Source organism: Gordonia sp. NPDC062954, from assembly GCF_044543825.1.
GTDB lineage: Bacteria > Actinomycetota > Actinomycetes > Mycobacteriales > Mycobacteriaceae > Gordonia > Gordonia tangerina.
On the sequence record NZ_JBITWL010000007.1, the window covers coordinates 16,939 to 36,347 of the forward strand.

At 66.7% G+C, this 19,409-nt stretch carries 20 protein-coding genes; 10 read left to right on the plus strand and 10 right to left on the minus strand.

What is annotated here, in order from left to right:
* Nucleotides 1-9: 9 nt before the first annotated feature.
* On the minus strand, nt 10-1,419 hold the full coding sequence (locus tag ACIGKQ_RS09250; RefSeq protein ID WP_287014859.1) for a carotenoid oxygenase family protein: 1,410 nt from the start codon (nt 1,417-1,419) through the stop codon (nt 10-12).
* 305 nt (nt 1,420-1,724) lie between these two features.
* Here ACIGKQ_RS09250 and ACIGKQ_RS09255 point away from each other — a divergent pair, with 305 nt between their 5' ends.
* The gene (locus ACIGKQ_RS09255; RefSeq protein WP_396573355.1) at nt 1,725-3,218 is read left to right on the plus strand and encodes an alpha/beta hydrolase-fold protein; all 1,494 of its coding nucleotides are present in this window, start codon (nt 1,725-1,727) and stop codon (nt 3,216-3,218) included.
* 18 nt (nt 3,219-3,236) lie between these two features.
* On the opposite strand, the gene ACIGKQ_RS09260 is transcribed toward ACIGKQ_RS09255, so the two are convergent.
* Nucleotides 3,237-4,070 carry an alpha/beta hydrolase gene (locus ACIGKQ_RS09260; protein WP_287014858.1) on the minus strand — a complete coding sequence of 278 codons (834 nt, stop codon included), beginning with the start codon at nt 4,068-4,070 and terminating at the stop codon, nt 3,237-3,239.
* Nucleotides 4,071-4,084: 14 nt separating this feature from the next.
* On the minus strand, nt 4,085-4,501 hold the full coding sequence (locus tag ACIGKQ_RS09265) for a hypothetical protein (RefSeq protein WP_328715834.1): 417 nt from the start codon (nt 4,499-4,501) through the stop codon (nt 4,085-4,087).
* A 136-nt stretch (nt 4,502-4,637) separates the two neighbouring features.
* Here ACIGKQ_RS09265 and ACIGKQ_RS09270 point away from each other — a divergent pair, with 136 nt between their 5' ends.
* The gene (locus ACIGKQ_RS09270) at nt 4,638-5,609 is read left to right on the plus strand and encodes a pirin family protein (protein ID WP_396573358.1); all 972 of its coding nucleotides are present in this window, start codon (nt 4,638-4,640) and stop codon (nt 5,607-5,609) included.
* Complete coding sequence (locus ACIGKQ_RS09275) at nt 5,606-6,058, plus strand: MarR family winged helix-turn-helix transcriptional regulator (protein WP_287014776.1); 453 nt, start codon at nt 5,606-5,608, stop codon at nt 6,056-6,058. The genes ACIGKQ_RS09270 and ACIGKQ_RS09275 overlap by 4 nt, the downstream gene beginning before the upstream one ends.
* Nucleotides 6,059-6,104: 46 nt before the next feature.
* Here the strand turns inward: ACIGKQ_RS09275 and ACIGKQ_RS09280 are convergent, their stop codons facing one another.
* Nucleotides 6,105-7,034 carry an LLM class F420-dependent oxidoreductase gene (locus ACIGKQ_RS09280; protein ID WP_287014775.1) on the minus strand — a complete coding sequence of 310 codons (930 nt, stop codon included), beginning with the start codon at nt 7,032-7,034 and terminating at the stop codon, nt 6,105-6,107.
* 27 nt (nt 7,035-7,061) lie between these two features.
* A complete protein-coding gene (locus tag ACIGKQ_RS09285; RefSeq protein ID WP_396573360.1) occupies nt 7,062-8,060 on the minus strand; it encodes a cation diffusion facilitator family transporter in 999 nt (332 codons plus the stop codon).
* Between the two features lie 162 nt (nt 8,061-8,222).
* On the opposite strand from ACIGKQ_RS09285, the gene ACIGKQ_RS09290 reads away from it, so the two are divergent.
* Complete coding sequence (locus tag ACIGKQ_RS09290) at nt 8,223-8,636, plus strand: hypothetical protein (RefSeq protein WP_287014774.1); 414 nt, start codon at nt 8,223-8,225, stop codon at nt 8,634-8,636.
* 40 nt (nt 8,637-8,676) lie between these two features.
* Here ACIGKQ_RS09290 and ACIGKQ_RS09295 read toward each other — a convergent pair whose 3' ends face one another.
* Nucleotides 8,677-9,186 (minus strand): DUF664 domain-containing protein, encoded by a 510-nt coding sequence (locus ACIGKQ_RS09295; protein WP_287014773.1) that lies wholly within the window; start codon nt 9,184-9,186, stop codon nt 8,677-8,679.
* 82 nt (nt 9,187-9,268) lie between these two features.
* Here ACIGKQ_RS09295 and ACIGKQ_RS09300 point away from each other — a divergent pair, with 82 nt between their 5' ends.
* Nucleotides 9,269-10,678, plus strand: a complete 1,410-nt coding sequence (locus ACIGKQ_RS09300) for a YibE/F family protein (protein WP_328715833.1) — start codon at nt 9,269-9,271, stop codon at nt 10,676-10,678.
* A gap of 44 nt (nt 10,679-10,722) precedes the next feature.
* Here the strand turns inward: ACIGKQ_RS09300 and ACIGKQ_RS09305 are convergent, their stop codons facing one another.
* A complete protein-coding gene (locus ACIGKQ_RS09305) occupies nt 10,723-11,583 on the minus strand; it encodes a hypothetical protein (protein ID WP_372475003.1) in 861 nt (286 codons plus the stop codon).
* Nucleotides 11,584-11,741: 158 nt separating this feature from the next.
* Complete coding sequence (locus ACIGKQ_RS09310) at nt 11,742-12,440, minus strand: TetR family transcriptional regulator (RefSeq protein WP_372474997.1); 699 nt, start codon at nt 12,438-12,440, stop codon at nt 11,742-11,744.
* 159 nt (nt 12,441-12,599) lie between these two features.
* Here ACIGKQ_RS09310 and ACIGKQ_RS09315 point away from each other — a divergent pair, with 159 nt between their 5' ends.
* The 5 genes from ACIGKQ_RS09315 to ACIGKQ_RS09335 all read left to right on the plus strand — a co-directional run bounded on the left by ACIGKQ_RS09315 (nt 12,600) and on the right by ACIGKQ_RS09335 (nt 17,861).
* Nucleotides 12,600-13,676, plus strand: a complete 1,077-nt coding sequence (locus tag ACIGKQ_RS09315; RefSeq protein ID WP_328715832.1) for a ferredoxin reductase — start codon at nt 12,600-12,602, stop codon at nt 13,674-13,676.
* 1 nt (nt 13,677) lies between these two features.
* Nucleotides 13,678-14,880, plus strand: a complete 1,203-nt coding sequence (locus ACIGKQ_RS09320; RefSeq protein ID WP_396573363.1) for a fatty acid desaturase family protein — start codon at nt 13,678-13,680, stop codon at nt 14,878-14,880.
* 37 nt (nt 14,881-14,917) lie between these two features.
* Nucleotides 14,918-15,406, plus strand: a complete 489-nt coding sequence (locus tag ACIGKQ_RS09325; protein ID WP_396573365.1) for a hypothetical protein — start codon at nt 14,918-14,920, stop codon at nt 15,404-15,406.
* A gap of 57 nt (nt 15,407-15,463) precedes the next feature.
* Entirely contained in the window at nt 15,464-17,296 is a 1,833-nt protein-coding gene (gene recQ / locus ACIGKQ_RS09330; RefSeq protein ID WP_396573480.1) for a DNA helicase RecQ, read from the plus strand.
* A gap of 67 nt (nt 17,297-17,363) precedes the next feature.
* A complete protein-coding gene (locus ACIGKQ_RS09335) occupies nt 17,364-17,861 on the plus strand; it encodes a DUF4395 domain-containing protein (RefSeq protein WP_287014769.1) in 498 nt (165 codons plus the stop codon).
* 578 nt (nt 17,862-18,439) lie between these two features.
* Here the strand turns inward: ACIGKQ_RS09335 and ACIGKQ_RS09340 are convergent.
* Both ACIGKQ_RS09340 and ACIGKQ_RS09345 read right to left on the minus strand, forming a co-directional pair.
* On the minus strand, nt 18,440-18,997 hold the full coding sequence (locus tag ACIGKQ_RS09340; protein ID WP_266059675.1) for an RES domain-containing protein: 558 nt from the start codon (nt 18,995-18,997) through the stop codon (nt 18,440-18,442).
* The gene (locus tag ACIGKQ_RS09345; RefSeq protein ID WP_396573367.1) at nt 18,998-19,390 is read right to left on the minus strand and encodes an antitoxin Xre/MbcA/ParS toxin-binding domain-containing protein; all 393 of its coding nucleotides are present in this window, start codon (nt 19,388-19,390) and stop codon (nt 18,998-19,000) included.
* Nucleotides 19,391-19,409 lie beyond the last annotated feature (19 nt).

Sequence of the window (19,409 nt, forward strand, 5' to 3'; positions counted from 1 at the left end):
CGCGGGTAGTCACATCGCGGGCAGCCACGCCCCGTGCAGCCCCGCCGGCACCCTGATCGGCATGTGCACGGTGGCGAGCGGACCGGCGGCCGGATCGTCGGCGGGCAGGATGTAGAAGTACGACGACATGTCGGTCGGATCGGTACCGAACGCGCCCCAGTAGTCGCGCTCGGTCCCGGGCAGATAGATGGGCTCGCCGATCGCCACCGCTGGACGCCAACAGGACTCGCTGCCGGAACGGAGGTCGTGGAACCAAAGGCTGTCGAGTTCGCCGGAGTCGCCGGCACTCTTGCCGACCGTCGCCACCTGCGTATGTGACCGGGTGAGCATCCGGTCGTCGACTCGTGGGAACTCGACGTTGACACTGGTGCCCATGGTGGTCCGGACGATGGTGCCGCGGGCCGGGTCGAGTACCGCCCGAACCAGAGCGGAGGTCGCCGGGGTCGGCATGTCGGCGAAGCCACCCGGGTAGGTCCACTCGACGTAGTCGACGGTCACCGTGTCCGCGCCCGGTGTGTCGAACCCATTCGCGAAGTGCCACACCCACATCGGCTCGGCGTCGATCCAACCGATCGCGGAACCGTCCCGCGGGATCAGCGCGATGCGGGTACCGGAATCCGGTTGCCACCGCAGCAACCCGCCACCACTGAGCAGCGCCTCGATGTCGAAGACCAACGGGCACAGGAACAGCACGACGTAGCGCGACGTCAAGGCCATGTCGTGGATCATCAGGGGTCGGTCCACACCGTCCACCGGTGTCGGCGGTCGGAGCGTCTGACCGTCGCGGCCGATCACCGCCCACGTGAGGTACGGCGCCTCCAGTACGTAGTTGAACAGCACCAGCTCACCGGTCTCGGGGTCGAGCTTCGGGTGCGCGGTACTGCCCACTGCCATCGCGCCGTCGCAGTCGTCGCGCGCGATGGTCGCCAGGTCGGCCGGGTCGAGCCGGTAGGGCTGATCGGATTCGGCCATCGCGAGCAGCCGACCACCGTGTTCGACGACGTTGATGTCGGGCAGCTGGCGGAACGTTCCGGCGAGCTCTGGCCCCACCTCGGTGGCGGGCGGCGTGTACCCGTCGGTCAGGCCCGACCAGATGGCATGGCCGGCCTTCTCCTCGGCCACCACCATCGGTGTGCGGACGAAACGGTTGCGATAGTGCGCGGCACCGTCGCCGATGTCGAGTCGGTGCACCATCGCGTCGCCGTCGAGCGGATAGACGTAGGAGCCGATCGGATCGAACCGAGGATTCGGTCCGTTGCGCAGATAACTGCCGTGCAGGTCGTCGGGGATCTCGCCGGTCATCGCGAGGTCGCTGACGTCGACCTCCTGCCGTTGCGGCGCGAACACCCCGGACAGATGCGCATGGTGTGCCATGTCCACGGGTGCGGGGCGAGTCGGTGCAGTCTGCTCGGCGGACATTTGGATCCCCACTGTCGTTCCGATCGCCCACCACGACGTCCGGTCCGGCGCCACCGGGGCAGGGCCGCCCGAAGGGTACGGCCGCTCCCAGTGTCCCGCCTGGCACAGACGCGCGCTCGTCAATCGCGAAACGCTTGCCGCTGCCCGCCCTGTGGTCGCTGCCTCGCAGCGGATGCACAGTCGATGGCACAGCAACGATCGGTAACGCCCGCCTGCCCGGCAACGACAGACCGGGCAGCGCACGCCAGGACCTCCGCGAGGTGAGTCGTCGTGCATCGGGGGAAGTCGTAGATGTCAGGAGTCGCATGCCCAGCCAACCGGAACAGCCGGATTCGTCCATGATCGCCGACGGGTGGCGGGTGGCGCCCGACGCCACTGCCCCGACACCCCGGCGCAGTATCCGACGTCGGGTCGCGGGCCTGTCCGCCGTGGTGGTGCTGAGCCTGGGCCTGTTCGGCGTGGGATCGCTGCTCTCCGGCGGCAACACGGCATCGGCCATGGCGGGACATCCCGAGGTGTTGCGTGAGGGCTGCACCTGGGATTCGTCGGGCAACTACGTGCAGAACTGCAAGGTCTGGTCGGAGTCGCAGAACAAGTTCGTCACCGTCCAGATCCGAGCCTCCAACGGCAGCGATCAGGGCATCTACCTGCTCGACGGCATGCGCGCGCAAGAGGACCGCTCCGCGTGGACCAACGATGTGCAGGCCGCCCAGGTCTACGACGGCAGCACCGACACCACTCTGGTGATGCCGGTCGGCGGGGCGTCGTCGTTCTACACCGATTGGGACGCCGGCGCCGGTGCGGAGAACACCACGATCCAGCAGGAGACGTTCCTGACCGAGGAACTCCCCGACTACCTCGCCGAGAACTTCGGCGTCAGCAAGAACAACAACGCGATCGTCGGCCTATCCATGTCGGGTGGCCCCGCGGTGACACTCGCCGAACGTCATCCGGACCAGTTCAAGGTCGTGCAGGCGATGTCGGGTTACTACCAGACCGACAACCCGATCGGTGCGCTCGGCGTGTTCGCCAGCCAGACGATCGTGTCGAACTACACCAACGGCATCGTCAACATGTGGGGCGAACCCGGCAGTCAGCGGTGGACCGACAACGATCCGTCGAAGAACGTCAACAAACTCAACGAGAACGGGCAGGTGCTGATCATCTCGTCCGGCAACGGATTCCTCACCTCGAGCGAGATGGCGAAACTGTCCCAGCAGGATCAGATCAGCGCCATGGCGCTCGAGATGCTCTCCGCGGTGTCGACGGTCCTCATGCAACTGCAGGCCGCGCAGAGCGGCGCATCGGTGATCTCGCTGCCCAACTACGGCGGCCACACCTGGGAGAACTGGGGTCGCGGTCTCGCCGACGGCAAGGACCACGTTCTCGAGGCGCTGCGAAACAACCCGCCGGTGACCGAGAAGGTGCAGGTGGTTGACGCCTCCGGCACCCCCGACCCCGAAGGCTCCACCAAGGCCACCCAGGCCGCCCTGCTCGCCGCCAAGTCCACGCCGGCGCTCGACACCGTCGATCTATCGGCCGACCCGAGCACGTCGGCACAGTCCACGGCATCGAGCGCGTCGACCGATTCGACGTCGGCGTCGGCCACCGAGTCCGGGGAGGCTTCGACATCTTCGTCCGCCGACGACACCCAGCCCAGCACATCCACCCCGACGTCGGAGTCGCCGGCTTCCGAGTCCGGTACCGACACCGGGGAGTCGACGGTCCCGCCGAGCACTGCCCCGTCGGTCCCGACCCCGGCGCAGTCATCGATCCCGACGACAACGCCGGTGCCCTGATCCGATCCGCGATGACGCTCAGGCCGGGGTGTGCGCCGCCAGCCAGTCGACGACGTCGGTGATCACCCGGTCACGCTCGGGTTCGTTGAAGATCTCGTGATACAGGCCGTCATAGATGGTCAACGTCTTGTCCGACGATCCGGCGAGGCGTTCGACCAGTTCGCTACCCGCCGGGCTGGTCAGTACGTCGTCGCCGCCGTGCATGACCAGCAGAGGCAGCTGCAGTCGCGGTAGTCGGCGTGGAAAGGACTGCATGGTGGTGAGCATCGCAGCCCCGAGGTCGGCGGGGATCTTGCGGCGGATGACCAGCGGATCAGCGTTGTAGTCGGCGACCACCCGCGGATCACGCGAGATGGCGCTCGCGTCGAGTGCCGTGGTGGGCAGCCCCGGGGCCACCCGGGCCAGCACCGGCGCCAGTTTCATCGCGATGGGCGACATGTCGTCGCCCGGCACCACCGCCGCGCCGGACAGCGCGAGCCCGGCCAATCGATCCTGGTGGTCGAGCGCATAGTCCAGCGCGATACACCCACCCATGCTGTGCCCGACCAGAAAGGTCGGCCGGTCCGCGACGGCGGTCTCGCCGATCACGCGGTCGAGATCGTCGGTGAAGTCGGCGAAGCGCCGCAGACGCAGACGTTTGCCGCCTGAGCGACCGTGGCCCAGATGGTCGGGCACCACGGTCCGGTTGCCCGCCGCCACCAGTCGATCGACGACGTGGGTGTAGCGGCGACCGTGTTCGCCGAGGCCGTGCGCGATGACGACCACCGCCCGCGGCTGATCGATCGGGTCGATGACGTCATAGGTGATCGTCTCGCGATGGCCGCCGACAAAACTGTGTTCCACGCGCTGCATATCCACTCCCGTTTTCAGCTCCGTATGCCGAGCCTCGACGCGACGCCGCGGCCCACCGACTCGATCGCGCCCAGCGGCCGCAGCGCGGCCTCGCCGATACCCACGAGCGCCTCCACCCTGGTGACCACCTGTTCCAGCCGCGCGACGATGTCTCCCATCGACGCCACCGTGCTGTCGACCTGATCGAGCGTGACCGACAGCTTGGACAGCGTGTCGTCCATCGTGTCGATGGCCCCGTCGAGACCGCCGATGGTCTTGTTCATATCGACGAGCGTGTCCCCGAGGTCGGCGAGAATCCCCTCGACCTGATCGACGGTCATGTCCGCATTCAGCGCCGCCTGCGCGAGCTTCTTGAACCGCTGACGTTCGGGTCCGCGCGTGTCGGCGCCCCTGCCCCCGATGTCCCGATTGCCCAGTCCCTTGTCGGCCATGGCCTCCATTATTCACGCTCGATCATTTCCGGCGAGACGTTATGAACCCGTCGGGTCATTCGCCTGGAATAAGGCTCGGCTCGGCCCGGTTGAGCACGACATAGCTCAGATTTGAGCTACCTGGAAGGAGCTGGACATGCCTGCTGTCACCGCCGATACCCTCACCCTGCCCCGTGTGCGCACCGCCGCCCCCGACGAGGTCGAGCGCCCGGTGAAGTCGGTCACCACCGGTCCCCGCGGCCACGAAGGTGAGGGGTTCCCCGTCGTCCGTGCGTTCGCCGGTGTCTCGCCGGCCGACCTCGACCCGTTCGTCCACATGGACCAGATGGGCGAGGTCGACTACGAGCCGGGCGAACCGAAGGGAACCTCGTGGCATCCGCATCGTGGCTTCGAGACCGTGACCTACATGATCGACGGACGGTTCCAGCATCAGGATTCCACCGGTGGCGGCGGGCTCATCGAGAATGGTGCCACCCAGTGGATGACCGCAGGTGCGGGCATCCTGCACATCGAGACGCCACCGGCCGAACTGGTCGACTCCGGCGGGCTGTTCCACGGCATCCAGCTCTGGGTGAATCTGCCGGCGGCGGACAAATTCCTGGCACCCAAGTACCAGAATTTGGAGGGCGCCCAGGTGGGACTGCTCAGTTCTGATGACGGCGGCGCCTTGATCCGTGTTGTTGCAGGCGACGTCGACGGCCACACCGGTCCGGGATCGACCCACACCCCGATCACGTTCGCGCACGCCACCGTCTCCCCCGGTGCGCGGCTGTCGATCCCGTGGCGCCCCGATTTCAACGCACTGGTGTACGTGCTCTCCGGCCGCGGTACCGTCGGCGCCCAGGCACGCCCGATCCGGCAGGGCCAACTCGCTGTGTTCGGCACGGGTGACCGCATCACCGCGACCGCCGACGCCGGCCAGGACTCGAATCGTCCGGCGCTGGAGCTGCTGATACTCGGTGGACGCCCCATCCGCGAGCCGGTGGTCCAGTACGGGCCGTTCGTCATGAACACGCGTCAGCAGCTGATGGAGGCCATCGAGGACTTCCAGGCGGGCCGTCTCGGCGTCATCCCGCCGGACGCGCTCATGCCGCACACCGGTCGGTGAGCGCCGATCCACGCCCGGCGGCCTGGCAGAACTTCATCGAGACCAGTGCCCGCCTGCAGACCATCCTCGACGAGGATCTCAAGACCACCGCGGGCATGTCGCTGGCGGACTACCAGCTGCTGATGTTGCTGTACGACGAACCGCAACGCCGGCTACGCATGCGCGAGTTGTCCGACCGACTTGTCTTCTCCACCTCGCGCTTGTCATATCAGGTCGACACGCTCGTCCGACGCGGCTGGCTGTGTCGCGAGCGCGCCGACGAGGACAGGCGCGGCAGCTATGCCGTTCTCACCGACGCCGGAGCCGCGGCCTTCCGTTCCGCCGCAACAGATCACTTGCGTTGTGTGCAGAAGCTCTTTTTCGACGCCGTGTCCGTGGACGACGGCGCGGTCCTGCTCGACATCATGACGCGACTGTCGAAGCATCTGTCCGAGAAGGGAGTCCGATGACATGCACCGGCATGTCCCACGTTGGGTCGACCCTTCGTGACAGACCTCAGCGGAGGTGCGGCATGACGTCGGCCGCCACCACCTCCAGGTGGTCGAGGTCGCTGAGGTCGAGGGTCTGCAGGTAGATCCGGTCCACACCGGCCTCCCGGTACCGTTCGATTTTCTCCACGACCTCGCCCGGGGTGCCTGCCGCTCCGTTCTCCCGCAGCTCGTCGACCTCACGACCGATCGCCTCGGCTCGGCGCGCCAATTCGGCGTCGGTCCGCCCACAGCACAGCACGAGCGCAGCGGAGAAGGTCATGGTCTCGGGGCGTCGGCCGGCGGTGGCGCATGCCGCCCGCACCCGGCCGATCTGCTCGGTAGCGGTATCGATGGGTGCGAACGCCACATTGAATTCGTCGGCGAAACGGGCGGCCACTGCCGGGGTGCGCTTCTTTCCGGCGCCGCCGATGATGATCGGCGGCCGCGGTTGCTGCTCGGGTTTTGGCAGAGCGGGCGAATCGGACAGCGCAAAGTGTTTGCCCGGGTGGTCAAATCGACGGCCCGCCGGGGTGCCCCACAGTCCGGTGACGATCTCCAGCGACTCCTCGAGCCGGTCGAAGCGTTCGCGCAGCGGGGGGAAGGGAATGCCGTAAGCCGCATGTTCGGCCTCGAACCAACCGGCTCCGAGCCCCAGTTCGACTCGCCCGCCTGACATCTGATCGACCTGCGCAACCGAGATGGCCAGCGGGCCGGGCAACCGGAAGGTCGCCGAGGTGACCAGCGTCCCGAGCCGGATGCGAGACGTCTCGCGCGCCAGCCCGGCCAGCGTCAGCCATGCATCGGTCGGTCCCGGCGTGCCCTCGACGTTCATCGCGAGGTAGTGGTCCGAACGAAAAAAGGCGTTGAACCCGAAATCCTCGGTCGCCCGCGCCACACGCAAGAGGTCGTCGTAGGTTGCACCCTGCTGGGGTTCGGTGAAGATGCGTAAGTCCACGGTTGCCAACCTACGCGCCGGGCGGCGTCACGGTGACAGTGACGGTTCGGCCGCGGTGGACAGGGTCAGGACCGCCTCCACGATCGGCTCGTGCGCCTCGATCTCGCGCTCCACTCGACGCAGATGTTCGGCAAGTTCGTGCTCGGCGAGATCCCCGACCATGTCGACGGCGGCGACCAAGTAGTACTGCATCGGTCCCACATACTCGATGTGCAAATAGGTGATCCGCTCGATGTCGGGATGCTCGAGCATCTTTCGGAGGATGGACGATCGAGTCCGCGGCATCGCCGTCTGCCCCAGCAGGAACTCGCTGTTGCGTTTGATCAGAAAGATCGCGATCACGCCCAGCAGGATGCCGACGAGGATCGACCCGATCGCATCCCAGACCGCCGACCCGGTGATCTGATGCAAAGCCATACCGAGCGCGGCGAACGCCAGCCCGGTCAACGCCGCGGCGTCCTCGAAGAACACCGCCCGCAGGGTCGTGTTGGATGTCCGATTGAGGAAGCGGAGCGGATGGATGGCGAACCGCTCACCCGCCACCCGCGCCTGACGAATCGACTGCGCAAACGAAACACCTTCCAGCACAGCCGATATCGCCAGGACGAGATAACCGATGAGATAGTTGGCGTCGGGCTCGGGTTCGGTCAACGAGGTGATGCCGTGCATCACCGACACCGCCGCGCCGACGGCGAACAGTCCGAAGCCTGCGAACAGCGACCAGATGTAGGTCTCACACCCGTAGCCGAAGGGATGGCGTTCGTCGCGGCCACGCGAACCGCGACGTTCGGCGATCAACAGAAACACCTCGTTGCCGGCGTCGGCCCACGAATGCGCGGACTCTGCCAACATCGACGCCGACCCGGTGATGGCCGCCGCAATCGTCTTGGCGATGGCGATGAGCACGTTCATCACGAACGCGATGACCACGGTCAGCATCGAGTCGCCCGACGCTCCCGAGTCGTCGTCGACAGTCGGTTCTGCCGCCGATCCGGCCGACTCGGGCGGCGTGGAGGGCTCGGTCATGCGCCGATCGTCTCACGGGTCTGCCGACCCCTCACGCACTGACCCGATATACCCCGTCCGATTCGGCGATACCTCTTCGAGGCCGGCTGCCCCAGGCACCCATCCATCTGCGACAGGGCGCCGAATAGCCCATGTCCGCACCCAACAACTCGGAGGATCACCATGCACACCATCACCAAGGCCGCACTACTGGCAACGACCGCCGCCGCCGGCGCGATCGGCCTGACCCTGTCGGCACCGAGCGCACAGGCCGCACCACAGGTGTGCCCGGCTCTACCGGGCCAGACCGCCACCATGGCGGACTGCTCGGCGTCCTCCGGTCCGACCGGCCTGACACTTGCCATCGTCGACAACGGCGGCACGGCCACGGTGACCGGCGACAACTACTCCGGTCCGGCCGCAATCGCGGTGGGGCCAGGCGCAGAAGTCTCGATGACGGGCGTGCGGCCTGGGCTTGCCATCGGCATCGCCGGACCGGGCGCAACCGTAGTGGTCGACGGAAAGAATGGACCGACCTGCGCGGGTGGACCGGCGTTCGCCGGTGACTTCCAGACCCTGCAGGGCTGCATGTCGTGACCGCAGGGCTGAGTCGGCAGCTCTGCCGGCAGCTGCCGACTCAGCCCACCAGCCCTCGGATGTAGGCGGCCTGCCCGATGTGCTGGGCGTCGTCGTCGAGAACGCTGACCAGACGGACGCCGAGGGTCACCGGCGGATCCCAGTTCTCGTCGATCACCCGGTCGAGATCGTCGTCGGAGAGTGTACGCAGGTAACCAACCGTCGCGGCGTGGGCGGCGTCGTGGTACTCCGCGAGCAGCCCGGGCTCGACGATGACCTGAGCCACCTCGTCGGGTGATTGGCCGTAGCCGGATGCCGACCGGTCGAAGGGCAGCGCGAATCGGTCGTAGAAACCGCCCGAGGTCCACACCTCGTCGGCGCCGGCGACGCCGGCGACGTCGGCGACCTGGGCGTCTTGGACCCGCGAGATGTGCCAGATCAGCCACGCGATCGTGTTCGCCTCCGGCGCCACCCGCTCGACGAGCTGCTCGGAGGTGATGCCGTCGAGGACGGCGTGGACGTTCTCCCACACGCGGCCGAAGCCGTCGATCAAGATGTCTGTGGAGCGCATACTTCCACTTCTACTCCTCGAATCACGACCGCATTGCCGTCTGCGAGCGCCGCAGGCTCCACCCCACCGCTAAGGTGTCGACGTGAGTCATCCAGGTCGCGGACACGGACACGGTCATTCGCACAACCTGTCGGAGATCCCCGCCGTGCTGTCGCCGTTGGCACGATGGTTCGTGATCGCCACGCTCAGCGTGATCGGCGTGGGCGTGGTGGTCGGTGCCGTCGTGCTGTGGCCCTCGGACACCGAGCACAGCATTCCCATGCAATTCCGCTCCGCCGACGGTGGATCGATCCAGACCGTCGACGCCCATGTCGTCGACACCCAACGGGCGGACTGCCTCAATCCGCTGACCGGCACCGTGCAGGACAGTGCCGAGTTCCAGCTTCCCGGCGCCTCGCCGACCGGGCCGTGTATCGCGGCGACCGTGCAGCTCGACGATGGCGACGATCGGGGACGACACACGCTGCTGGAGATCCCCACCAACCGAGCGCAATCCGGCTCCGAACCCGGTGCGCTCGCCCCGCCGGCAGACCAGCTCGACCAGCCGCAGGCGGGACAGCCGACCCTTGCGGTCGGGGACAAGATCCGGCTCAGCGTGGTCCCGGGCCCGGACGGCAACACGCGCTACACCTTCTTCGACTATCGGCGCACGGTACCGACCATCATCTGGGCGTTGCTGTTCGTCGGTGCCGTGGTGCTCGTTGCGGCCTGGCGCGGGCTCCGGTCGATCATCGGGCTGGTCTTCGCGTTCCTGGTCCTCGGCATCTTCACCCTGCCGGCCATTCTGGACGGGAAGTCGCCGGTGGCGGTCGCGGTGGTGTCGTCGGCGGCCATCTTGTTCGTTGTGCTCTACCTAGCGCACGGCATCAGCCTGCGAACGAGTTCGGCCCTGTTGGGCACCTTGGTGTCGTTGGTGCTCGCCGGCGTGCTGAGTTGGTTGTCCATCGAGACGATGCACATCACCGGCCTGTCGGGGGATCAGACGGTCAACCTGCAGGTGTATCAGAGCAGTATCTCGATCAGTGGGCTGCTGCTCGCCGGGTTCATCATCGGCACCCTCGGCGTGCTCAACGACGTCACGATCACCCAGGCGTCGGCGGCGTTCGAACTCGCCGCCGCCGGCGAGCCCACTCGGCTGGCGACCTTCCGCGCCGCGATGCGAGTGGGCCGCGACCACATCGCCAGCACGGTGTACACGCTGGTGTTCGCATATGCAGGCAGTGCGCTGCCCCTGTTGCTGCTCTTCTCGGTGGCCCAACAACCCTTCGGCTCGCTGGTCACCACCGATGCGATCGCGGTGGAACTGGCCCGCTCGTTCGTGGGCGGCATCGCAATCGCGTTGTCGGTTCCACTCACCACGGTCATCGCGGCCGCGCTGACCCGCCCCGCCGGCGCCACACCGGCCGGCGCGGGGTCGGAGCCGCCCTCGCCGCCTCCTGCGCCGGCGGCGACGCCACGCCCGGGTGGCCGCCACGCACGCCCCGACCTCTGACCGTCACGCAGCCGCCGTTGGTCGACACCTTTTGCGTACGCGAGTCAGCATCGTCCCGTCGGCAGTTGTGGGAGGTTGCGCTCCAGCCAGTCCCCCACCCGATTGAGCATCCGGGTGCCCGTGGTGAACGAGCCGTTGCGCGGAATGGCCGCCATCGAGACCGCGACATCACCGCGGGTGGTCGTGATCACCGCGAGCTGCCGGACCAGGTACCCCGCCGACCGGGAGGTCGCCGGTCCCCAGCCACCCTTCACCGCCGTCACCGCCCCCTTGTTCGGCGCCATCGTCGCCACACCCCACTGCTGGTTGGCCGCCACGTTGCTCATCAGCCGGATCACATCCTCGCTACCAGGCATACAGGGCAGATGCGCCCCGAAACGTGCCTGGTCGGCCAACGCCCACGGGGTGTAGCCGGGGTAGGACGGCGGGTCATCCGCCTCCGAACTGACCTGCGTGCGGGTGTCATGCCCTTCGCGCAGTACCGCGGTCACCGCGTCGACCGAACTCTGGCCACCCCCTAACGCACCCCACAGCTCGCCGGCGGCGTCATTGTCGGAGAACGTGATCGCCTTGTCTTCCTCTGCGGCCACGGCCGCACCGTACCGGCGCTGCGCGGCCAGCGACACCGGCACTTTCAAGGTCGACCACGCACGGCCGGTGGTGAGGTCACCCATCGTGATGACGCGATCGGAACCAACCGCCACGATCGCCAGTCCCACCTTGCCCGGTTGTGATCTGCGCATGCTCTTCTGCATCTTCGCGAAACTGCTGATGAGCTTCTTCTCGGTGGGCACCGGCGGCTCGAGGAACTTCGCGATCTGCGGCGGCAGCGGCGGGAGTTGAGGTGGCCACCACGCGGGTGAGGCAGCAGCAGTCGCCGATCCGAGGAGCAACGAACCGGCGATTGTCACGGCGGTCACCGTGACAATCAACTTCACACGAGTCACTTGCGTCTCCCTAGTCACATCAGTAACAGGAGACTAAACGGGATCACCCCTCGATGCCCAGCTCGATACGAAGTTGTAGTAATCCGCTCACCTGCCACGCTCGTGGCGATACGACACTAATCCGTACGAACTCGCCACTGCCCCATGCCGAGGAACACCATGACCAACTGGCGCTCGGTCCGGGCGACGATATCGCGCTCGGCCTCTCGACCGCGGTAATCGTTGTCGAGGAGGTCGGCGACCGCGGTCAGCATGATCGTGACGATGAGTTCGGCGGCCAGTTCCAGATCTTCCGGCGACCACTGCGCCAGGTCGGGCAGCCGCGACAGATCGATGGCGAGTTCCTTGGAGAACAACCGCAACTCGGTGTCGATGGCACGACGGATCTCGGCGATACCGCCGTGCTGCTCGCGTACCAGAAACCGGAACTGCGCCTCGTTGTCGTGGACGTGGCGCAGCAGGATCGCCAGCGAGTTCTGCGCCGTCGGCAGAGCTTGCCGAGCGGCGAGATCGCGCCGCCCTTCGCGCAGCGTGCGCCGCAACACCCGCATCGAATCCTCGACCAGCGTGACGCCCAGATCCTCCATAGAGGCGAAATGCCGATAGAACGCGGTCGGCACGATGCCTGCACCCCGCGCCACCTCGCGCAGACTGATGCTGCCGAAGCTGCGCTCGGCGACGAGTTCCATCGTCGCGTCGAGCAGACCCTGCCGGGTACGACTCTTACGCTCGGCCCGACTCTCCGAAGTCCGCCCATCCGGCTCGCCGACAGCACGTGACGGACGCTGCCGCGCGGTGTGTCGAGACCTGGTCACGGTCCGAGTCTAGAGCGGGATGACTCCGCCGCCGGAGACCGCGTCAGTCCCCGTGATAGCCGTCACAACAAAAGTCCTTGACGACACCGGCGCCGAACATGCCACACTGTTTTGTGTACATATGTTCACTCAAGTGAGCACACGAACGGAGCCAGGCCCATGAGCATCCGCCTTCCCTCGGTCCTCGGGACCATTGTCGAGAGCGCCCTCTCGCCACATCCCGTCGACCGCTATCTCGAACTGATCGACCCGATGCTGACCTGGCGCGACATCCGCGCCAAGGTCATCGCGGTGGACCGCCCGACCAGCCGGGCCGTCCGACTCACTCTTCGCCCCACACACCAGTGGACCGGCCACCTTCCCGGACAGTATGTCCAGCTCAGTACCGTCATCGATGGCGTCCGGCACACCCGGTGCTTCTCCCCCGCGAACGCTCCGTCACCCCGCGGGGACCTCGAGTTGACGGTGACCGCCCACGAGGGCGGGTTCGTCTCGCGGTACCTGTTCGACCACGCGCACGTCGGCATGGTCGTCGGACTGTCGGCGGCGACCGGCGAGTTCGTCCTACCTACCGAGCGTCCCCGCTCGGCAGTCTTCATCAGCGGCGGCAGTGGTATTACACCTGTACTCTCGATGATGCGAACGCTCGTAGCCGAGGGCCACCACGGAGCCATCACCTTTCTGCACTACGCACGCACACCGGATGACGTGGCCTACCGGACGGAACTGGCCGCGATCGCCGCGAACCACCCGAGGGTCGACCTGCGGGTGCACTACACCCGCGACGCCCACGGCGAGCATTTCACCGGCGCACATCTCGACGACATCGACCATTTCGCAGATGCCGAGTTGTTCGTGTGCGGACCGGCTGCACTGATGGACGCCGTCGAGCGCCATCACGACGTGGCCGGACTGACCCAACCGCTGCACCGCGAGGCGTTCACGCTGGCAGTGCCGATCTTCGTCGACCCCGACGCACCCGTCGACGGCGAGCTGACCTTCCTGCGATCCGGCAGATCGGCGACCAACGACGGCCGCACCATCCTCGACCAGGCGGAATCGGCCGGGCTCCGGCCCGACTCCGGCTGCCGGATGGGGATCTGCTTCTCCTGCACTGCGATCAAGAAATCCGGCTGCACCCGCAACGTGCTGACCGGAGACACCGACAGCGAAGCCGACACGCAGATCCAACTCTGTATCAATGCGCCCGTCGGCGACGTGGAAATCGAGGTTTGACATGACCATCATCGACCACCCCACCACCGGCACCGCCCTGGTCGGTATCGACGCACCCGTCCCACACGAGCCCACCACCGTCGACGACCCCAAACACATCGTGCTCAGCTACGAGCAAGTGGAGGCACTGGGCCGCGAACTCGACGAACTCAAGGCACGGGTCGTCGCCGACCTCGGCGAGAAGGATCGCGAATACCTCTACTCGGTCATCCGCGCCCAGCGTGGCTTCGAGATCGCCGGTCGCGCACTGATGTACCTCGGCTTCTTCCCGCCCGCCTGGATCGCGGCGGTCGGCGCACTGTCGGTGTCAAAGATCCTCGACAACATGGAGATCGGCCACAACGTCATGCACGGCCAGTACGACTGGATGCGTGAGGACACCTACAACTCACGCGAATTCGAATGGGACACCGTGTGCCCGGCCGACCAATGGCGCCACAGCCACAACTACATGCACCACACCTTCACCAACATCATCGGCGAGGACCGCGACATCGGCTACGGCATTCTGCGGATGGATCGCGACCAGAAATGGAATCCCTACTACCTCGGTAACCTGGGCTATGCGACCGCGCTGATGCTGCTGTTCGAATGGGGCGTGATGCTCCATGACCTGGAGGTCGAGAACATCGTCGCCGGCAAACGCAAATGGTATGACGTCAAAGGTCTCGTCAAGGGTATGTGGCGCAAGGCCGGTCGACAGGTCCTCAAGGACTACGTGGTGTTCCCCGCCCTCACCGGCCCCCTGTTCGTGACCACGCTGCTGGGTAACGCCTCAGCCAACCTCGTTCGCAACCTGTGGACCTTCTCGATCATCTTCTGCGGCCACTTCCCCAGCGGCGCCCAGACCTTCACGGCCGAGGAGTGCGCCGACGAGACGCGCGGCCAGTGGTACCTGCGACAGATGCTGGGCTCGGCGAACATCACCGGCAGCCCGCTGTTCCACATCATGAGTGGCAACCTTTCGCATCAGATCGAGCATCACCTGTTCCCCGACATCCCCGCCAGCCGGTATCCGGAGATCTCCGGCGAGGTTCGCGAGATCTGCGAACGTTACGGCCTGCCGTACAACACGGGTTCACTGAGCCACCAGTTGGCCTCGACCTGGAAAAAGATCGCCAAACTCTCACTACCGAACTTCCTGACCCGCGACGACAACGACCTGGTGGTGACCGTGGAGCGCTCGCCGTCGGCTGTTGCGTGAGGCACGGTCTGCCTGTCCCGGTGGCAGAATACTGAGCATGGTCGACAGCATCGAACGCAACAAGGACCTCGTCCAGGAACTCGTGGAGTCGACAGCCACGCACGTCGGCCGGATCGCCACCATCATCACCGGCGCTGTCGCCGATGTCGCCCGCGAGATCGGCGATCTCGTCACCGACGGCTTCGAGATGCGCGACGCGGCGCGTCGGGCCCGCGACGACGAAGAGCGCGGCATCATCGACGTCGAGGAACACGACGACATCGGCGACGGGCCCGTCGTTCTCGAAGAGGTCGAGCTCGAACAGGCCCAACTCGAAGCCACCGACCCCGGCGTCGGCGATCCCGAGGGCGTTGCACCCGGAGAGGCCGAACCCGCGGCCGACCTCGAATCGTTCGAATCCGGCGAGGACGTCCTACCCGGTGATCCGGTGGATCTCGGCGAGATCAACGAAGCCGAGCTCGGCAGCGCCGAGGCGGTCCCGGAAGAGCCGGTCGATCTCGGAGAGATCCCGGGGCAGGCGCCCTGAGGACCGGCCGGCCGGTTCGGTCGGCTCCCGCCAGTAACGTGGTGCCCTGTGGCGGACATGTGGCACGTACTGGCATCGACCTTCGGTTACGAGTCGTTCCGCGGTGATCAGGAACAGATCGTCGATCATGTGGTCTCCGGCGGAGATGCAGTTGTCCTGATGCCCACCGGCGGCGGCAAGAGTCTCTGCTACCAGGTGCCCGCACTGGTCCGGGAGGGCTGCGGGGTCGTCGTCTCACCGCTGATCGCGTTGATGTCCGATCAGGTCGCCGCGCTGCGCGAACTCGGGGTGCACGCGGCGTATCTGAACTCAACGCAGACTTCCGAACAGCGCGCCGAGGTCGAATCGGCTTTTCGCAGCGGTGAACTCGACATGCTCTATGTCGCACCGGAACGTCTCAACACCGCAGGCTGCCGGGCCTTGTTGCAGAGCGGTCGGATCTCGCTGTTCGCGATCGACGAGGCCCACTGCGTCTCGCAATGGGGACACGACTTCCGGCCCGATTACCTCGCACTCGGCGAGCTCGCCGAACTGTGGCCGGATGTCCCGCGCATCGCGTTGACCGCGACCGCCACCCGCCGCACGCACGCCGAGATCACCGAACGCCTGCACCTCGCCGACGCCCGGCACTTTGTCGCCGATTTCGACCGTCCCAACATCACCTACCGCATCGTCACCAAATCTGAACCCCGCAAACAACTTCTCGACTTCATCCGCACCGACGGCCACGTCGACGGGCAACCGGCCACCGGGATCGTCTACGCACTGAGCCGCGCCTCGGTGGAGAAGACGGCGGCGTTCCTGGCGGCCAACGGCGTCGACGCGATGCCGTATCACGCCGGCCTCGATCGCGAAGTCCGCCACGACACCCTGGAGCGATTCCTGCGCGCCGACGGCGTCGTCGTGGTCGCGACCATCGCCTTCGGCATGGGTATCGACAAACCCGACGTGCGGTTCGTCGCCCACATCGATCTACCCAAGAGCGTGGAGGGCTACTACCAGGAGACCGGTCGAGCCGGGCGCGACGGTCTGCCGTCGGTGGCGTGGATGACCTACGGGTTGGCCGATGTCATGCAGCAGCGTCGACTCATCGACCAGTCCGACGGCGACGCGAATCACCGGCGGGTCCAACAGCAGCACCTCGACGCGATGCTCGCGCTGTGCGAGACCGTGGACTGCCGACGCGCTCAACTACTGCGGTACTTCGGCCAGGACGCGCAATCCTGCGGCAATTGCGACACGTGTCTCACCCCACCGAAGACCTTCGACGGCACGGTGCCCGCACAGAAGTTGCTCTCGACGATGGTGCGACTGCAGCGGGATCTGGGCGATCCGCCCTACGGCGCCGGCCACCTCATCGACATCCTGCGCGGCGCCGACACCGCCCGCATCCGAGAGCGCGGACACACGCGGCTGACCACCTACGGCATCGGCACCGACCTCGACGCCGCCGCCTGGCGCAGCGTGATCCGTCAGCTGGTGGCCTCGGGGATCATCGCACCCCAGGGCGACTACGGGGTGCTGACCCTGACCGACAAGAGCGGGCCCGTGCTGCGCGGCGAGACCACCGTGATGTTGCGGACCGATCCGGCTCGGCCGGCCGGCGGGCGCAGCACCCGCGGGTCACGCTCGGCACCCGATTTGCCCGACGCCGACCGCGGGCTGTTCGAACATCTGCGTGCGTGGCGCAAGGCCGAGGCATCGCGGCGCGGTGTGCCGCCGTATGTGGTGTTCAACGACGCCACCCTGCGTGAACTGGCGGCGCTGCGGCCGGCGTCGACGACGCAGTTGCGATCGGTATCGGGCATCGGCGACGCCAAACTCGAGCAGTACGGCGACGACGTACTCGCCGCGATCTCGGGGTTCGATGCGGAATCCGAACCGGCGTGAGCGGAATCATTGCCCGGGGTCGCGACGTTGTCTACCTTCGGCAGAGCTGTTCTTCAGGAGGTTTTCGGTGTCCCCAACGTTGCCGTCGGCGCTGACGTTTCCCAATCCGGTCAACGACTACGCGGCCCGTTCGACCGCGGGTCTGGTGATCGCGCTCGCCGTGGTGGCGATCGTGGTCGACCACCCGGTGCCCTACGCCCTGCTCGCGCTCGGCTTTCTGCTACGGGTGATGGCAGGTCCTCGGTTCTCTCCGTTCGGCCAGCTGTCGGTGCGGTTCATCGCACCGAAGATCTGGCGCAAGACCAAACTCGTGCCCGGCCCGCCCAAGCGGTTCGCCCAGACCATCGGGCTCGTGTTCAGCGGCAGCGCGTTGGTGCTGTCGCTGCTCGGCCTCGGCGTCGCGGCCCAGATCGTAACCGGCGTGCTCATCGTGGCGGCGTCCCTGGAGTTCGTGTTCGGCCTGTGCCTCGGGTGCGTCGCCTTCGGGTTCCTGCAGCGACGCGGAATCATCCCCGAGACAGTGTGCGAGGCGTGCAACGATCTCTCGCTGCGCTTGGCTGCGTAGACCACACCCCAACCGCGGGTGCAGCCGTCCGCGCACACCCGCATTCGCTGGTCGAGTAGCCCGCGAACGAAGTGAGCGAGCGTATCGAGACCCCCGGCGCCCGACAGCATCTCACCAGACCTCGATACGCCGACTCGCTGCCGCTCGCCGACTACTCGATCAACGGGTAAGTCCCGGCCACTCGATCAACCAGCGAACAGCCCGCACCCCAACCGCTGGTCGAGTAGCCCGCGAACGAAGTGAGCGAGCGTATCGAGACCTCCTGCGCCTGACAGCATCTCACCAGATCTCGATACGCCGACTCGCTGCCGCTCGCCGACTACTCGATCAACAGGTAAGTCCCGGCCACTCGATCAACGAGCGAACAGCCCGCGCACCCCAACCGCTGGTCGAGTAGCCCGCGAACGAAGTGAGCGAGCGTATCGAGACCCCCGGCGCCCGACAGCATCTCACCAAATCTCGATACGCCGACTCGCTGCCGCTCGCCGACTACTCGATCAACAAGTTGGGCCGACTCGCTGCCGCTCCATCACCGGTTGGGTTGCAGCTACTCGATCAACGGTGGGGTCCGCGGTGTCCTACCGCTCCACCGGTCGCAGGAGCGACTCGGCGGCGTCGACGATCGCCGGATGATCGAGGTCCAGTTCGTCGACGGCCACCACCTCCGGCCGTACCCACGACGCGAGCACACTCCATTGCGGCCGGTGAAACGACCACCACGACACCGCGTCCCAGGCACGATCACCGCGCGCATCGGCCTCGGTATAGATCTGCTGACCCCACCGCTGGGTGACGGTCAGATTCCGTACGACGACCTGCGACGGTCGTAGCCCCAGGCGCACCAGGTGGGCGGGGTCGTCGAGGTCGAGTATGCGCAGGTCATCGGGCAGCCGAAACGTGCCGAGGGCACGACGAGCTCCCGGCAGCTGGGGGAACTCGAACATGTCATCCACCCAGGCACGCAGGTTGCCAAAGGATTCGCCGCAGGCGGCCTCCGCATGACGCGACAGATACCAGACATGCCGGTCGGGGTGATCGATACGTCCCCCGATCTGTGGCCGATGCTCGTACAGCGGGTGGCCGGGCCGTCCCGCGGCCGCCGAGTCGAGGTAGGGAAAGACCCGGTAGACCAGCACTCAGGCCGCCCCTCCCCACGCCTCGGCGTCGAGAGCCGTCAGGACCGCGGCCGCGCCGGACAACCGCAGCGCGTCGATCGGGCGCGCCCCGCCGAGGTGAACGTTCTGACTGATCAGCCACGTCTGTGCAGCTCGTTCACCCCAGATCAGCCGCGCGCGGGCGAAGATGTGCTCGAGGTCGATCAGCAGCGGCCCCGCGATCGGTCCCGGATACTCCTCACCGGAGATCCATCGGGTCGGCTGCGATCTGCTGACGCCGATGAGCTCGGCCAACCGCGCCTTGCCGAAAGTGTCGGCGAGGTAGCTGACGCGGGCGGGTGCCAACGGATCGGCGGGATCGGCGCCTCGTGGTCGTCGCGATCGAGGCATGGCGCGGACACGTGCTGAGGTCATGTCCCCATGCTACCCAACA

Bases quoted from the DNA above. Each gene is read 5' to 3' on its own strand.
- ACIGKQ_RS09250 (WP_287014859.1), bottom strand. From the start codon at position 1,419: ATGTCCGCCGAGCAGACTGCACCGACTCGCCCCGCACCCGTGGACATG.
- ACIGKQ_RS09290 (WP_287014774.1), top strand. From the start codon at position 8,223: ATGCACACCATCACCAAGGCCGCACTACTGGCAACGACCGCCGCCGCC.
- ACIGKQ_RS09270 (WP_396573358.1), top strand. From the start codon at position 4,638: ATGCCTGCTGTCACCGCCGATACCCTCACCCTGCCCCGTGTGCGCACC.
- ACIGKQ_RS09295 (WP_287014773.1), bottom strand. From the start codon at position 9,186: ATGCGCTCCACAGACATCTTGATCGACGGCTTCGGCCGCGTGTGGGAG.
- ACIGKQ_RS09260 (WP_287014858.1), bottom strand. From the start codon at position 4,070: ATGCAGCGCGTGGAACACAGTTTTGTCGGCGGCCATCGCGAGACGATC.
- recQ (WP_396573480.1), top strand. From the start codon at position 15,464: ATGTGGCACGTACTGGCATCGACCTTCGGTTACGAGTCGTTCCGCGGT.
- ACIGKQ_RS09320 (WP_396573363.1), top strand. From the start codon at position 13,678: ATGACCATCATCGACCACCCCACCACCGGCACCGCCCTGGTCGGTATC.
- ACIGKQ_RS09315 (WP_328715832.1), top strand. From the start codon at position 12,600: ATGAGCATCCGCCTTCCCTCGGTCCTCGGGACCATTGTCGAGAGCGCC.
- ACIGKQ_RS09265 (WP_328715834.1), bottom strand. From the start codon at position 4,501: ATGGCCGACAAGGGACTGGGCAATCGGGACATCGGGGGCAGGGGCGCC.
- ACIGKQ_RS09345 (WP_396573367.1), bottom strand. From the start codon at position 19,390: ATGACCTCAGCACGTGTCCGCGCCATGCCTCGATCGCGACGACCACGA.
- ACIGKQ_RS09255 (WP_396573355.1), top strand. From the start codon at position 1,725: ATGCCCAGCCAACCGGAACAGCCGGATTCGTCCATGATCGCCGACGGG.
- ACIGKQ_RS09325 (WP_396573365.1), top strand. From the start codon at position 14,918: ATGGTCGACAGCATCGAACGCAACAAGGACCTCGTCCAGGAACTCGTG.
- ACIGKQ_RS09285 (WP_396573360.1), bottom strand. From the start codon at position 8,060: ATGACCGAGCCCTCCACGCCGCCCGAGTCGGCCGGATCGGCGGCAGAA.